We start from the raw sequence: 13,464 nt of genomic DNA on the forward strand, positions 1-13,464 counted from the left end.
ATAATGAAAAGATATTTATCAATTTTAACCGTCCTTTTCTTTTTGCTCACGTTAGGCGCATGCAAAAAGAGCTATTTAGATACCACGCCATCTGATCAGATAGATGCTGCCAAAATCTTCGATAACATTAACAATGTAAAAGTTGCCCTTAACGGGATTTATCGCGCCACTTACATGCAATACTCCGATCAGGAACAAGATGGCCACCCAGCTATGATGATTGTTTTGGACTTCATGGGAGAAGACATTGTACACACGGCTACGGGTACCGTATATTTTAGAGGTGCTTACAGATGGACGGATCATCGTTCAGAATTGAATGACTTGCCTTATTTTTCTTACAGGCTCTATTATCGCATCATTGCCAATGCCAATATTCTTTTAGAAGGTATTGATAGAGTGCCAGATGCAACGGAAGCACAAAAAAATGTAATTAAAGGCGAATGTTTGGCATTAAGAGGATGGGCACATTTCATGTTGGTGCAACTTTTCGGGATGAGATACGATAAAACAACATTGTCAGATGTGTCTTCTCAGAACACAACGTCAGCGAGAGTACAATTAGGAGTGCCAGTAGTCACCAAATATTCATTAGACCCGCAACCCAGAAATACTGTAGAAGAAGTATATATCCAAGTTAATAAGGATCTAGATCAAGCGATTACTTTATTGGAAGGAGCGCCACCGAGAGGACTCTACAGAACACATATTGATAAAAGCGTTGCTCAGGGGATTAAGGCTCGTGTAGCGCTAACTCAACAAAATTGGACCGATGCCGCCTATTATGCCCAAGAAGCGTTAAAAGGTTACCAGTTGATGTCGAGCACAGCGTATTTGGACGGCTTTAGTGACATGAAAAACTCTGAATGGATGTGGGGAGCACATCAGTTGCCAGAACAGTTGCCAGCTTACGGCTCTTTCTTCGCCTATATGTCTTCTAACTTTAACTCTTCGCATACTCGACCAAATCCTAAAAAAATCAGTATTTCTCTTTATAATTCCTTAACCAATACAGATATAAGAAGGAAATTATTTTGCGATAACATTAACGATTACATTAATTTTCCAGGAGTGATAGATGCTTCTACTGGGCAACCAGTAACGGGCCAAACCAGAGCACTTTACATGCAGAAGAAATTTGTGGTAGCTGACCCGGCAGTAAGTGCTGGTGACATTCCTTACATGCGTGTAGCAGAAATGTATCTAATTGCGGCCGAAGCAAAAGCAAAACTTGGTTTGCTTAACGAGGCTGCAGATATCATCGATGTTTTGGCCAAGAATAGGGACCCAAATTATACCCGTCCAGATAACATCTCAGATATAGCAAATGACAACAATGGTTTGATCATGATGCAAAGAAGAATTGAGTTGTGGGGCGAAGGCTTTCGATTTCTAGACCTTAAGAGGTTAAAATTATCTCTGGATAGGAGTGGAACTGGGTCAACAGCAACACTCGCTAATGTGGGGGTAAATACACCGATAAGTGCGGACAATGTGCGTTGGCAATTCTTAATTCCGAGACGAGAGATTCAGGCCAATCCATACATGGTGCAAAATCCTTTATAACGCTTTAATATTTAGTCAAATATGTTTTTAACAGGGGGAGTAAAATGCTCCTCCTTGTTATTCCATTGCCTGATCTTTGCCTCATCCTTCCGCTGAAAATCCCTAAAAATCAATCTTAATACAAGGAAAATGAAAAAAATAGGATTGCTGCTGTTAATTGTTTTGGCGCTATTAGCCATCAATATTTTTGCAACGCCATCATCAGGCATTTTCAAAAAACAAACAGATATTGCTGATTTCAATCTCAGCGTTTCCTTTACGGTAGAAGAAGGCGCAAAAGTACCCGCAGGTTTTGCCGATACCCTTAAAAAAGCACAAACCTTATTGGCTAAAGTTTTCCGTTCAAAAGAATTTAAGGAGGCTCTTTTTAAGCAAAGCTATAACGACTCCGCCTATAGCAAAACCAAGAAAGCTTGCTTCTTTACTATTTACGATCCAAAAACAGGGCGTATCAGTGGAGAATCTGTTTATCAAAATCTATTGAAAGAAAAAGACGTAAAGCTCCAAATCAATGTGAAAAACAACGGCGACAAAAAAGGAACAATGGGCGCTTCCTTTGTCTGTAATCATCAATTTACCACTTATGATTATTGGCTGCAAGAAAAAGAAGAGTTGGCACGACGATTAGCCCGTCACATCGCACATGAATTTACGCACATTAGAGGTTACAGGCACGACAATAAAGTGCCAAAAGAATTCAAATGGGGAAGAGAGGTGAAAGAAGATCCCGCCTATGGTGTTGGAAACATTGTAGGAGAAATTTTAACAGCGTGGGGTAAAAAATCTCTTATTTAAATCAAAAGCTTAAAACAATGAAAAAGATTAGCCTATTACTATACATCAGCACCTGCCTGTTCATCCTATCTTGTAAAAAAAGTAGCAATAATAACACTGACGATCAACAGCCGCCAACAACCGTCGACTACAAACCCAATACTACCGTTTATGGCACTAACAACTATGTAAAGTTTATTGTAGGAGATTTAAATTCACCAATTATTTTGGCATCTCCCCACGACGGAACCATTATTCCCGATGGTTGGCCGCAAAGAGATAACCCCGATGCCGTAATCGTTAGGGATTTATACGTAACGGCTTTAACTACTGAGATATCAAATGCCTTATATAGTAGAACCGGTTTGCGTCCACATATGATTGTGAATGATGTCGCAAGGTCTAGAATGGAGCCTAACAGAGCCTTAGAAGAAGCTTATCATAAAACAGAAGCAGCAAACCAACTTTGGCGCGAATACCATGCTTTCCTCAAAGGAGCACAGGAGATGGTTCAAAAAAATGTAGGTAAAGGCTTATTTTTAGATATGCACGGACACGGACACACCGTCCCTCGTGTCGAAGTGGGCTATATCGTCTCAAAAGCGAACTTGAACGGTACAGATGCTGGATTAAACAGCCTAGCCACTACCTCAAGCATTTACCATCTTTCCACCATTTCTGCGTATCCTTTTTCTCAACTAATTAGGGGCGATTACGCTTTTGGAACCCTACTGGAGAACGAAGGAATTAGAGCAGTGCCAAGTAAGCAAGACCCAAAGCCTAATAATGATGACTATTTCAATGGGGGCTACTGTACGCTAACCTATGGTTCAAAAACTAGTGGGGCAGTTTCGGCCATTCAACTAGAAACCCATGGACCTAACTTAAGGAACAACCCAACGGAACGTAAAGCTTCGGGCGCTAAAATTGCAGATGCAATCATCAAATACATGCAAAGTCATTACGGATTGTTCTTAGGCAAATGAAATTGAAAATCTTCCATCACTTTTATGTCAGTGCCGCATAGCACAAATTTAACTAACAGAATATTTAAGTGATATGGATTTTTTTTTCGAATACATCTATTATAGGGTGACCAAAGCTTATTTTAAATGGGATGGTCGTGTAGGCATAACCGCTATTGTAGCAATTACTATGATACAAAATGTGATGTTACTTAATACCTATCTCATAGTCTCTAAACTTGCGCACGAGGAACCAAGAAAAATGCTAGCTTTAGAAAAATGGGTAATGGCTTTAGTTTTTGTGGCTATAATGTCATATAACTATCGCAAACACCACAAAAATTATAATAAATATAAACGGCATTGGAAAAATGAAAGTAAAAGCTTAAGAGTTTTTAAAGGTCTTTTGGTTTTTTTAGCACTGCTATTTCCATGGCTGCTAACCATTATAATTGCAGTTGTATATCGTTAATCTTATTTATTGAATAGTATTAGAAAAGTGGTCTTTTTAAGCGGCCACTTTTATTGGCATAAAATTTTCAATTACTTTATGAAGTGGGCGACAATACACCACGAGCATATATCAAGCAAAAAGCAACCAAAGTAGCAGAAGTGCTCATGGCCGAATTACAAAAGCAATCAGAAAATAAGTAAGGTTTAAAGATTAGCGTCTTCCGTTCGTCAGTTCTTCCAGCTTATTGCGCTCATCTTGAAGTTCCCTTGCCAATTTACGTTCCTTCTCCACAGCCTTCGATTTATAAGCTTGATACTCATCCGAAATCTCAGTATACAGTTGCGAACGATGTTTAGCCTCACTGATACTTTTTCCAGAACGAGCAACAATGATGATTAAGGCAATCACTAATACCCCAATAATACTCCAAACAATAATACTATAAGTGCCCTTGTCAAAAGAAATACCTAAAAAGCTAATCTCATTTAGCTTATTGGTACTCTCGTTCAGCGACGCATCTTTGCCAGAAATTTCAGTTTTTAAATAATTAACCGTTTTGCCTTGGTCAGTAAGTTTTTGTTGAAGAGCTTTCAGCTCAGCCCGCTCTTTTCTAAGCGTATCACTTACATTTTTCCAAAGCTGGTCTAATCTATATTTTGCAACCATTTTATAGCCATCAGGCGAAGTCCTGGTACGCGACAGCATAAATTGGTACTGCCCGTTTAAACTCGGATCAGTATTTTTAACCGAATCGCGTTCCCAAGTCCCTGTCTTTACAGTATGGGCAATTGGTTTTTGAGCAGTAGTAGGAGGTTGAGTTTGGGCGAAAGCGTTGCCAAAACAAAGCGTAAAAGATAAAATGCTAGTGATAGAAAGTATCGTTTGTCTCATAATCTAGTAAATATCGTTTATACTAAAACAGTATAAACAGATAAATAGTATAGCCAATCAACTTGGCATGTCTCGTTAATTTTGCTCAAGTTAGGATGTTTAATCAAGAAATCAATTGATTCGGGTCATTTTTTTATGGTTACGCAACGATAAATTTGCAAAATGCAGATAGGAATAATAGGATTGGGAGATATGGGAAAGCTTTACGCATTGACATTTGCTAAAGCTGGTTACCAAGTTTGCGGAACGGACATGCCCCACCGACTCCAAGAACTTCAAGAGGAGCTTTTACCCCAAAACATAGCAATACTAGCAGATGGACACGAAGTTTCTCGAAAATCGGATTTTATCATTTATGCCGTAGAGGCCGAAAAAATAGATGAAGTAGTTTCACGATTTGCAAAATCTACCAAGTATGGAGCAATCGTTGCAGGGCAAACTTCAGTAAAGCATCCTGAAATTGCTGCCTTTGAGAAGTATCTCCCTACAGATGCCCATATTGTAACCAGCCACTCGCTACATGGCCCTGGGTTTAGTACCCAAGGACAAACCCTGGTCGTCATTCGTCACAAAGCAACCGATGAGGTTTATCAAAAAGCGTTGAGCGTTTATGAAGCGCTAGGTGCTAACATTATCGAAATGGACAGCTATCAACAACATGATCAAATAGTGGCTGATACGCAAGCGGTAACGCATATGGGTTTTGAAAGTATGGGCTCTGCCTGGAAAAATGCAGGTTTCTATCCTTGGGATAATCCAGTGTACGCTGGGGGTATCGATAACATTAAAATACTAACCACCCTTCGCATCTTTAGCTATAAATCGCACATTTATGCAGGACTGGCCATTTTAAATCCCTATGCACAAACGCAAGTTAGAGAATACGCCAAAACCGAAAGCGAGCTTTTTGCTTTAATGATAGCGGAGAACGAAACGACCTTTAGAAAGAAGATCTATGCGGCCAAAGATTTTATGTTCAGCCAAAACGAAAAGCCAATGCTGTTAAATGGTGAAATGATGGAAACCTTTAGCCTGGCAGATAAAGCCCACCAAAGAAAACCAAATTCGCACTTGAGCATTTTGAGCATGGTTTGCGCTTGGCACGCGATGAATGTCAATCCATACGATAATTTAATTTGTCAAACACCGCCCTTCCGTTTACGCTTAGGCATTGCCGAATATCTTTTCAAAAACGAAGAACTATTAGAAGAAACCATACAGGCCGCCCTTTATAATAAAGAGATGAGAAAAGATGACCTAGAATTTCATACTGCGGTACATGAGTGGGCCTCCATTATTGGCTACGGAGATATGAAAGGCTACAAAGCACATTTCGAAGCCGCTAAAGCCTTTTTTAGCAATAGACTTTTAGCAGGAAGAGAACTCAGCTCAGAAATGATTAAGCAATTGATGACCTGAAGTAGCTAGTTTTTATGGTCAAATAAACAGTTAACCAATAGGAAAATGGTGCAATTTCGATTAACCAAATAACCAACCTTTATCAATTAACCTATAAAATCTAAGTATTCTATAGACATTCTTTTATTGCTTTTTTATGGTGAAAAGCCAATTGAAGTGGTTTATATTTGCCGCCATGTCGGTGTTAATTTTTACCATAATTGTGCTTTTAGGCGCTTTTTTAGCAGGCTTTTTAGGCTCGTTAACAGGTCTTGGTGGAGGAGTGATCATTATCCCGCTATTAACTTTAGGTTTAGGCGTTGATATCCACTATGCCATTGGAGCCTCTATCATATCCGTAATCGCTACTTCTACAGGTTCGGCTGCGGCTTATGTAAAAGAAGGATTGACCAATATGCGGATTGGTATGTTCCTCGAAATTGCCACCACCGTTGGGGCTATTTTGGGAGCGGTCATTGCAGTTTATTTAAACGCAGCTTATGTTGCTGTGATTTTCGGCTGTATCCTCATCTTCTCTTCAATGATGACTTTGAAAAAGAAGGTCGATCACACAACCTTAGATTATAGTAGTAAAGGTGCTAAATTTTTCAAACTGAATGGTTCCTATCCAAACCAAGGCGTAGAAACACCCTATGCCGTAAAAAATGTAGCAGGTGGCTTTTTCATGATGTTGTTTGCAGGTACCTTATCAGGATTGTTGGGAATTGGCAGTGGAGCCTTAAAAGTAATTGCAATGGATAATATCATGCGTTTACCCTTCAAAGTATCTACCACTACCAGCAACTTTATGATGGGCGTTACCGCTGCGGCAAGTGCGGTAGTTTATTTGCACCGTGGACAAATAGATCCAGGAATCGCCATGCCAGTTTGTATTGGCGTATTAATAGGAGCAACAGTTGGCGCTAAAGTACTGGTAAAAGCTAAAACCGATAAATTGAAGATGGTATTTGCAGTGGTAGTAACCATTTTGGCCATACAAATGATTTATAAAGGACTTTCCGGTGGATTTTAATATATACACAAGGTCGAGATGCTTGGACTTTAGTTCATCGTACGTCATCCTGACCTGTAGCGAAGCGGAAAGCTACTTGTAAATTTATTTCAGGATCTTAAAGCAATTAATGATAAAAAGATTGGCTCCAAAATAAAGATTAATGGAACAAACTAAAAATATAACAGATAAAGACATTCAATCACTCGTAGGCAACCTACTTCGAGTTGGAGTCTATATTTCTATGGCCATTGTAATACTAGGCGGTGTCATTTATCTTTTCGACCACGGCAGTGAAAAAATAGACTATGCCGTATTCGATATAGATAAAGTATCGCTTAAAACCGTTGCCGCAATTTTCGAAGAAGTAATCACCTTCAAGGGAGTAGCAATTGTACAATTTGGACTCCTAATGCTAATCTTTACACCAATTGCTAGAGTAATCATGGCAGTAGTCAGCTTCTTTATCGAAAAAGATTACCTCTATGTATTAATAGGTTTAATCGTGCTTTCAATCATCATGGCGAGTTTAAGCGGTGGTTTTGCACATTAATATAAGAGATACATCGCCCCTTCAATACGAACGCTTATCGTTAATGATCATTTAGCTTACCAAAGGTGAGCTTTTAAAGATATCAAAGGTAGGTTTAAAGTAGGGCTTAAGTAGGGTTTAAGTAGGGATAGTGTACCATGAGTGTACTATGTTATGCGTGCATAGTAATTTTGCGTATCGAAAACACCTGCCTATTCTTTAACATCTTAACTCCTAGGACCGTTTAATCGCCATGGCTGCATCCTGTCTTTAAAGCAAACCATAGCTTGGCAATTAAAGTAGAAAGCAGAGTTTCCATAACCTAAATGTTGCTGTTATTGCTTTTTCAAGCCTTAATTGCAGGATGATATTTTCTTCACAAATGTTCAATCCTGTAAGGTTTTAAAATTCAATCTGTTGTGGTTTTTTGGCTCTTTAAAGCATTTTAAAATTCACTTGCTTTCTGCAATCTTAAAATGCTACTAATAAAACCTTAAAATTTTTTTAGCTAACTATTTGAAAATTAATAATTCTTGCCTATCTTTGCCGTCCCTTTGCGGGGATTGTATATCCACCTTGAACGAAGCCCTACTGCTTCGATGGGTGTTAACTTAATTAAAGAAATGTCAGGAATTATTGGAAAAAAAGTAGGAATGACCAGTATTTTCGATGCAGAAGGAAGAAACATTCCTTGTACTGTAATCGAAGCTGGGCCTTGTGTAGTTACACAAGTTAAAACCGAAGAAAAAGACGGTTATTCATCTATCCAGTTAGGATTTGATGAAGCAAAAGAAAAAAACGTAACGCAACCTTTAAAAGGTCATTACGCTAAAGCAAACACTACCCCAAAACGTAAATTGGTTGAGTTCACTGAGTTTGATGGTTTAAACTTAGGCGACACAGTAACGGTAGATATCTTCGCTGAAGGTGACTACGTTGATGTGGTTGGAACTTCAAAAGGTAAAGGTTTCCAAGGTGTTGTGAAACGTCATGGTTTCGCTGGTGTGGGTGGTCAAACTCACGGTCAGCATAACAGAATGCGTGCACCAGGTTCATTAGGAGCTTCTTCATGGCCTTCACGTGTATTCAAAGGAATGCGTATGGCTGGTAGAACAGGTGGTGATAGAGTGAAAGTTCAAAACTTACAAGTATTGAAAGTTTACGCTGAGCAAAACCTAGTGGTAGTTAGTGGTTCCATTCCAGGAGCTAAAGGTTCTTACGTAATCTTAGATAAGTAAGCAAGATGGAAGTTAAAGTAGTAAACATTTCAGGAAAAGAGACAGGTGCCAAGGTGCAACTTCCTGAGTCGGTATTTGGTGTAACGCCAAACGATCACGCGATTTATTTAGATGTAAAACAGTATTTGGCTAACCAACGTCAAGGTACTCACAAATCTAAGCAACGTAACGAAATTGCTGGTTCTACCCGTAAATTATACAAACAAAAAGGTACTGGTGGTGCACGTGCCGGAAGCATTAAATCTCCATTGTTCAATGGTGGTGGTCGTGTTTTTGGTCCTCAACCTCGTGACTATAGTTTTAAATTGAACAAAAAGCTAAAATCATTGGCTCGTAAATCAGCTTTAGCTTATAAAGCTCAGGATAACAGCATTGTTGTTTTGGAAGATTTCAACTTTGATAGCATCAAAACTAAAAACTATATCAATTTGGTTAACGCATTAAACTTAGCAGGTGAAAAAACTTTGTTAGTGTTACCAGAACAAAACAACAATATTTATTTATCAAGCAGAAATATTCAGAAAACGAAAGTAATTACTGCTGGTGATTTAAACACTTATGATGTGTTGAACGCTGGTAAACTTTTGTTAACTGCTAACTCGCTTAAAACATTGGAGGAGGCATTTGCCAAGTAATATGGAAATCTTACAAAAACCAATTTTAACCGAAAAAGCATCTGCATTGACTGAAAAAGCTAACCGTTTTACTTTCCAAGTAGATCACAGAGCTAACAAATTGCAGATTAAGAAAGCCATTGAGCAAATGTACGGTGTAACCATCGTAGCCCTAAACACAATGGTAGTTCAAGGTAAGGCAAAAACCAGAAACACTAAAGCAGGTTTAGTAACTGGCCGTAGCCCTAAATACAAAAAAGCTATTGTTACATTGAAAGATGGCGAAACAATAGATTATTACGCGAATATTTAATATAAAAATTGAATAATTAATAACTATGGGCTTAAGAAAATTTAAACCAGTCACTCCGGGAACCCGTTTTAGGGTAGGCGCAAGCTTTACGGAGATTACAGCAACCAAGCCCGAAAAATCATTGGTTGTATCTTCTAAGAAATCGGGAGGACGTAACAATACAGGTAAAATGACGATGCGCTATATGGGCGGTGGTCATAAAAAATCTTACCGTTTAATTGACTTTAAACGTGATAAGTTTGATATCCCTGCAGTTGTAGCTACAATTGAATACGATCCTAACCGTACCGCACGTATCGCATTATTAAACTATGCAGACGGCGAGAAGCGTTATATCATTGCACCTGAAGGGTTGCAAGTAGGACAAACAGTGCTTTCGGGTGACAAAGCTACTCCAGAAGTAGGTAATACTTTAAAATTAGCTAACATTCCGTTAGGTTCTATTATCCACAACTTAGAGCTTCACCCTGGTAAAGGTGCTCAGTTGGCACGTAGCGCAGGTGCTTATGCACAGTTAGCTGCAAGAGATGGTAAATATGCTACTATCAAAATGCCATCTGGCGAAGTAAGATCTATCTTAGTTACTTGTTTAGCCACTATTGGTACAGTTTCTAACTCTGATCATGCAAACGAAGTGTTGGGTAAAGCAGGCCGTAGCCGTTGGATCGGTCGTCGTCCTCGTACTCGTCCAGTAGCGATGAACCCAGTAGATCACCCAATGGGTGGTGGTGAGGGTAGATCATCTGGTGGTCACCCACGTTCAAGAAACGGCGTTTTAGCTAAAGGCTTCAAAACTCGTTCTAAGAAAAAATACTCAAATCGTTTCATCATAGAGAAAAGGAAGAAATAATGGCTCGTTCAATTAAAAAAGGACCTTATATTGACCATAACGTAGAGAGAAAAGTAAACTCTATGAATGATTCAGGCAAAAGGACTGTAATCAAAACTTGGTCACGTAGATCAATGATCTCACCAGATTTCGTTGGTCACACATTTGCAGTGCATAACGGCAATAAATTTATACCAGTATACGTAACAGAAAACATGGTTGGCCACAAGCTAGGGGAGTTCGCTCCAACTAGAACCTTTAGAGGCCACTCTGAAAAGAAAAAATAATTAAAAGATGGAAGCAGTAGCGAAATTAAACAATTGCCCAACTTCACCGCGTAAGATGCGTTTAGTTGTGGATCTTATCAGAGGTGAGCGTGTTGAGAAAGCATTACAGATTTTGAAGTACACCAATAAAGAAGCTGCTATAAGAGTTGAAAAACTTTTATTGTCTGCCATCAACAATTGGGAGCAAAAAAACTCTGGTTCTCGCCCTGAAGAAAGCCAATTATTCGTTAAATCGATTATGGTAGACGGTGGTCGTCAATTGAAAAGATTAAGACCAGCACCTCAAGGCCGTGGTTATAGAATTCGTAAACGTTCAAACCACGTTACCCTTGTAGTAGATAGTAAAAACGTTGAAACTCAAACTAATTAACAGAAATGGGACAAAAAGCACATCCAATAGGTAACAGGTTAGGAATCATCAGAGGTTGGGATTCTAACTGGTTCGGTGGCAACAACTATGCTGATAAATTAGTTGAGGACGAAAAAATCAGAAAATACCTTTCAGCACGTATTGCAAAAGGCGGTGTTTCTAAAGTAGTAATCGAGCGTACCTTAAAACGTATCACGGTAACTATCCACACAGCACGTCCAGGAATTGTAATCGGTAAAGCTGGCCAAGAAGTGGACAAGATCAAAGAAGAGTTGAAGAAATTGACTAAAAAGGAAATTCAAATCAACATTTTCGAGATCAAACGTCCAGAACTTGATGCGCAATTAGTAGCAGAAGGTGTTGCTAAACAATTAGAAGCTAGGATCTCGTTCCGTAGAGCAATGAAATCATCAATCGCATCAACCATGAGAATGGGTGCAGAAGGAATCAAAATCATGACTTCTGGCCGTTTAGGTGGTGCGGAGATGGCTCGTACAGAACAGTACAAAGAAGGAAGAATTCCTTTGCATACTTTCCGTGCCGATATCGACTACGCTTTAGCAGAAGCTTTAACTACCTATGGTAAAATAGGTATCAAAGTATGGATCTGTAAAGGTGAAGTATACGGTAAACGTGATCTTTCTCCAAACATCGGCGCTGCTAACAACGCACCTGGTAAAGGTGGCAGACCAGAAGGTAACTTCGGCGGACGCGATGGCGGAAGAGATAACAGAGGCGGCGGCGACAGAAGGAACAACGACAAACGCGGTGGCGGTCGTCCTGGTCAAGGCGGAAGAGATAATAGAGGCGGTGGCCAAAACAGAGGTCCACGCAAATAGTTAACAAATCGTTCAACGATAATATTTAAATAAAATGTTACAGCCAAAAAGAACCAAGTTCAGAAAGATGCAAAAAGGCAGGATGAAGGGTTTAGCAACTCGTGGTGCTGAGCTATCATTCGGATCTTTTGGTATCAAGTCTTTAGAAGCTACTTGGATCACAAGTCGCCAAATCGAGGCAGCACGTATCGCGGTAACTCGTTACATGAAACGTGAAGGTCAAGTTTGGATCAGAATTTTCCCGGATAAGCCGGTAACGAAAAAGCCAGCTGAGGTACGTATGGGTAAAGGTAAAGGTGCTCCTGAATACTGGGTAGCAGTAGTAAGACCTGGACGTATCCTTTTCGAAGCAGAAGGTGTGCCTTTGGCAATCGCTAAAGAAGCATTAAGACTTGCTGCTCAGAAATTACCTGTTCAAACCAAATTTGTAGTACGTAGAGATTACGTAGAAGCATAAAAATTTAGATGGGATCAATGTTGTAAGTAACTTGTTATTATAACCGCTAGACCCATCATATAAAAATTAATAAGATGAAAAACTCAGAAATCAAAGGGCTTTCACAAGAAGAACTAGTAGCTAAGATCGCAGAAGAAAAACAAAACTTAGTTAAGTTAAAATTTGCGCACACAATTTCGGCTATCGAGAATCCTAACCGCATCACTGCGGCTAGAAAAACTATAGCCCGATTAAACACTGAATTGTCTGTTGCTAAAAAAGCAGCAGCAGCTACTGAAACTAAATAACTTTAGAGTCGAAATGGAAAGACAATTAAGAAAAACAAGAACCGGGTTAGTAGTAAGCAACAAAATGGATAAATCTGTGGTAGTTGCAGTGGAGCGTAAAGTGAAACACCCGATTTATGGTAAGTTCGTGAAGAAAACTACCAAATTTATGGCTCACGACGAGAAAAACGAATGCGGTATCGGTGATACAGTATTGATCATGGAAACTCGTCCATTGAGCAAAAACAAGAACTGGAGATTAGTACAAATTTTAGAAAGAGCTAAATAAGATGGTACAACAGGAATCAAGATTAAATGTAGCCGACAATAGCGGCGCAAAACAAGTATTGGTGATCCGTGTACTTGGTGGAACTGGCAAAAGATACGCTTCTATTGGTGACAAAATTGTTGTTACCGTAAAAAGCGCATTGCCTTCTGGTAACATTAAAAAAGGAACTGTTTCTAAAGCAGTTGTAGTTAGAACTAAAAAAGAAATCCGTCGTAAAGATGGTTCTTATATCCGTTTTGACGACAATGCAGCAGTGTTGTTAAACAACCAAGATGAGCCTCGTGGCACACGTATCTTTGGCCCAGTAGCAAGAGAACTGCGTGAAAAACAATTCATGAAAATTGTATCATTAGCACCGGAGGTATTATAA

General features: G+C 39.3%; 19 protein-coding genes. 18 read left to right on the plus strand and 1 reads right to left on the minus strand.

Features of this window, described 5'->3' with window-relative positions; translation table 11 throughout:
• Window positions 1–3: 3 nt before the first annotated feature.
• The 4 genes from DUT70_RS20765 (at window position 4) to DUT70_RS20780 (ending at window position 3,777) form a co-directional block, all read left to right on the plus strand.
• Complete coding sequence (locus DUT70_RS20765) at window positions 4–1,566, plus strand: RagB/SusD family nutrient uptake outer membrane protein (RefSeq protein WP_113649298.1); 1,563 nt, start codon at window positions 4–6, stop codon at window positions 1,564–1,566.
• A 129-nt stretch (window positions 1,567–1,695) separates the two neighbouring features.
• The gene (locus tag DUT70_RS20770) at window positions 1,696–2,361 is read left to right on the plus strand and encodes a hypothetical protein (RefSeq protein WP_113649299.1); all 666 of its coding nucleotides are present in this window, start codon (window positions 1,696–1,698) and stop codon (window positions 2,359–2,361) included.
• Between the two features lie 17 nt (window positions 2,362–2,378).
• Window positions 2,379–3,326: an N-formylglutamate amidohydrolase gene (locus DUT70_RS20775; protein WP_113649300.1), complete on the plus strand. Its 948-nt coding sequence runs from the start codon at window positions 2,379–2,381 to the stop codon at window positions 3,324–3,326.
• A 73-nt stretch (window positions 3,327–3,399) separates the two neighbouring features.
• On the plus strand, window positions 3,400–3,777 hold the full coding sequence (locus tag DUT70_RS20780) for a hypothetical protein (protein WP_113649301.1): 378 nt from the start codon (window positions 3,400–3,402) through the stop codon (window positions 3,775–3,777).
• Window positions 3,778–3,969: 192 nt separating this feature from the next.
• On the opposite strand, the gene DUT70_RS20785 is transcribed toward DUT70_RS20780, so the two are convergent.
• The gene (locus DUT70_RS20785; RefSeq protein WP_113649302.1) at window positions 3,970–4,650 is read right to left on the minus strand and encodes a hypothetical protein; all 681 of its coding nucleotides are present in this window, start codon (window positions 4,648–4,650) and stop codon (window positions 3,970–3,972) included.
• 162 nt (window positions 4,651–4,812) lie between these two features.
• On the opposite strand from DUT70_RS20785, the gene DUT70_RS20790 reads away from it, so the two are divergent.
• The 14 genes from DUT70_RS20790 to rplN all read left to right on the plus strand — a co-directional run bounded on the left by DUT70_RS20790 (window position 4,813) and on the right by rplN (window position 13,464).
• The gene (locus DUT70_RS20790) at window positions 4,813–6,069 is read left to right on the plus strand and encodes a prephenate dehydrogenase (protein ID WP_113649303.1); all 1,257 of its coding nucleotides are present in this window, start codon (window positions 4,813–4,815) and stop codon (window positions 6,067–6,069) included.
• A 175-nt stretch (window positions 6,070–6,244) separates the two neighbouring features.
• Window positions 6,245–7,081, plus strand: a complete 837-nt coding sequence (locus tag DUT70_RS20795; protein ID WP_113649334.1) for a sulfite exporter TauE/SafE family protein — start codon at window positions 6,245–6,247, stop codon at window positions 7,079–7,081.
• A gap of 142 nt (window positions 7,082–7,223) precedes the next feature.
• On the plus strand, window positions 7,224–7,613 hold the full coding sequence (locus DUT70_RS20800; RefSeq protein WP_113649304.1) for a DUF1634 domain-containing protein: 390 nt from the start codon (window positions 7,224–7,226) through the stop codon (window positions 7,611–7,613).
• Window positions 7,614–8,215: 602 nt separating this feature from the next.
• On the plus strand, window positions 8,216–8,830 hold the full coding sequence (gene rplC / locus DUT70_RS20805; protein ID WP_113649335.1) for a 50S ribosomal protein L3: 615 nt from the start codon (window positions 8,216–8,218) through the stop codon (window positions 8,828–8,830).
• Between the two features lie 5 nt (window positions 8,831–8,835).
• Window positions 8,836–9,465, plus strand: a complete 630-nt coding sequence (rplD, locus tag DUT70_RS20810; RefSeq protein WP_113649305.1) for a 50S ribosomal protein L4 — start codon at window positions 8,836–8,838, stop codon at window positions 9,463–9,465.
• A 1-nt stretch (window position 9,466) separates the two neighbouring features.
• Window positions 9,467–9,757, plus strand: a complete 291-nt coding sequence (gene rplW / locus DUT70_RS20815; RefSeq protein WP_113649306.1) for a 50S ribosomal protein L23 — start codon at window positions 9,467–9,469, stop codon at window positions 9,755–9,757.
• 25 nt (window positions 9,758–9,782) lie between these two features.
• On the plus strand, window positions 9,783–10,607 hold the full coding sequence (gene rplB / locus DUT70_RS20820) for a 50S ribosomal protein L2 (RefSeq protein WP_113649307.1): 825 nt from the start codon (window positions 9,783–9,785) through the stop codon (window positions 10,605–10,607).
• Window positions 10,607–10,873, plus strand: a complete 267-nt coding sequence (gene rpsS / locus DUT70_RS20825; RefSeq protein ID WP_113649308.1) for a 30S ribosomal protein S19 — start codon at window positions 10,607–10,609, stop codon at window positions 10,871–10,873. The genes rplB and rpsS overlap by 1 nt, the downstream gene beginning before the upstream one ends.
• Window positions 10,874–10,880: 7 nt before the next feature.
• The gene (gene rplV, locus DUT70_RS20830; protein ID WP_113649309.1) at window positions 10,881–11,243 is read left to right on the plus strand and encodes a 50S ribosomal protein L22; all 363 of its coding nucleotides are present in this window, start codon (window positions 10,881–10,883) and stop codon (window positions 11,241–11,243) included.
• A gap of 5 nt (window positions 11,244–11,248) precedes the next feature.
• Window positions 11,249–12,082 (plus strand): 30S ribosomal protein S3, encoded by an 834-nt coding sequence (rpsC, locus tag DUT70_RS20835; protein ID WP_113649310.1) that lies wholly within the window; start codon window positions 11,249–11,251, stop codon window positions 12,080–12,082.
• 34 nt (window positions 12,083–12,116) lie between these two features.
• Window positions 12,117–12,539, plus strand: coding sequence for a 50S ribosomal protein L16 (gene rplP / locus DUT70_RS20840; RefSeq protein WP_113638061.1), 423 nt, complete (start codon window positions 12,117–12,119; stop codon window positions 12,537–12,539).
• Window positions 12,540–12,613: 74 nt separating this feature from the next.
• Window positions 12,614–12,826 carry a 50S ribosomal protein L29 gene (gene rpmC / locus DUT70_RS20845; RefSeq protein WP_113649311.1) on the plus strand — a complete coding sequence of 71 codons (213 nt, stop codon included), beginning with the start codon at window positions 12,614–12,616 and terminating at the stop codon, window positions 12,824–12,826.
• 13 nt (window positions 12,827–12,839) lie between these two features.
• On the plus strand, window positions 12,840–13,094 hold the full coding sequence (gene rpsQ / locus DUT70_RS20850; protein WP_113638059.1) for a 30S ribosomal protein S17: 255 nt from the start codon (window positions 12,840–12,842) through the stop codon (window positions 13,092–13,094).
• Window position 13,095: 1 nt separating this feature from the next.
• Window positions 13,096–13,464 carry a 50S ribosomal protein L14 gene (gene rplN / locus DUT70_RS20855; RefSeq protein WP_113638058.1) on the plus strand — a complete coding sequence of 123 codons (369 nt, stop codon included), beginning with the start codon at window positions 13,096–13,098 and terminating at the stop codon, window positions 13,462–13,464.

It is taken from the genome of Pedobacter chitinilyticus (genome assembly GCF_003313385.1).
GTDB classification, from domain to species: domain Bacteria; phylum Bacteroidota; class Bacteroidia; order Sphingobacteriales; family Sphingobacteriaceae; genus Pedobacter; species Pedobacter chitinilyticus.

Excerpts from the sequence above, each read along its gene's own strand:
- rplN (WP_113638058.1), top strand. The coding sequence starts at position 13,096 with ATGGTACAACAGGAATCAAGATTAAATGTAGCCGACAATAGCGGCGCA.
- DUT70_RS20795 (WP_113649334.1), top strand. The coding sequence starts at position 6,245 with ATGTCGGTGTTAATTTTTACCATAATTGTGCTTTTAGGCGCTTTTTTA.
- rplD (WP_113649305.1), top strand. The coding sequence starts at position 8,836 with ATGGAAGTTAAAGTAGTAAACATTTCAGGAAAAGAGACAGGTGCCAAG.
- DUT70_RS20800 (WP_113649304.1), top strand. The coding sequence starts at position 7,224 with ATGGAACAAACTAAAAATATAACAGATAAAGACATTCAATCACTCGTA.
- rplP (WP_113638061.1), top strand. The coding sequence starts at position 12,117 with ATGTTACAGCCAAAAAGAACCAAGTTCAGAAAGATGCAAAAAGGCAGG.
- rpmC (WP_113649311.1), top strand. The coding sequence starts at position 12,614 with ATGAAAAACTCAGAAATCAAAGGGCTTTCACAAGAAGAACTAGTAGCT.
- rplV (WP_113649309.1), top strand. The coding sequence starts at position 10,881 with ATGGAAGCAGTAGCGAAATTAAACAATTGCCCAACTTCACCGCGTAAG.
- DUT70_RS20785 (WP_113649302.1), bottom strand. The coding sequence starts at position 4,650 with ATGAGACAAACGATACTTTCTATCACTAGCATTTTATCTTTTACGCTT.
- rplW (WP_113649306.1), top strand. The coding sequence starts at position 9,467 with ATGGAAATCTTACAAAAACCAATTTTAACCGAAAAAGCATCTGCATTG.
- DUT70_RS20765 (WP_113649298.1), top strand. The coding sequence starts at position 4 with ATGAAAAGATATTTATCAATTTTAACCGTCCTTTTCTTTTTGCTCACG.
- rplB (WP_113649307.1), top strand. The coding sequence starts at position 9,783 with ATGGGCTTAAGAAAATTTAAACCAGTCACTCCGGGAACCCGTTTTAGG.
- DUT70_RS20770 (WP_113649299.1), top strand. The coding sequence starts at position 1,696 with ATGAAAAAAATAGGATTGCTGCTGTTAATTGTTTTGGCGCTATTAGCC.
- DUT70_RS20780 (WP_113649301.1), top strand. The coding sequence starts at position 3,400 with ATGGATTTTTTTTTCGAATACATCTATTATAGGGTGACCAAAGCTTAT.
- rpsS (WP_113649308.1), top strand. The coding sequence starts at position 10,607 with ATGGCTCGTTCAATTAAAAAAGGACCTTATATTGACCATAACGTAGAG.
- DUT70_RS20790 (WP_113649303.1), top strand. The coding sequence starts at position 4,813 with ATGCAGATAGGAATAATAGGATTGGGAGATATGGGAAAGCTTTACGCA.
- DUT70_RS20775 (WP_113649300.1), top strand. The coding sequence starts at position 2,379 with ATGAAAAAGATTAGCCTATTACTATACATCAGCACCTGCCTGTTCATC.
- rpsQ (WP_113638059.1), top strand. The coding sequence starts at position 12,840 with ATGGAAAGACAATTAAGAAAAACAAGAACCGGGTTAGTAGTAAGCAAC.
- rpsC (WP_113649310.1), top strand. The coding sequence starts at position 11,249 with ATGGGACAAAAAGCACATCCAATAGGTAACAGGTTAGGAATCATCAGA.
- rplC (WP_113649335.1), top strand. The coding sequence starts at position 8,216 with ATGTCAGGAATTATTGGAAAAAAAGTAGGAATGACCAGTATTTTCGAT.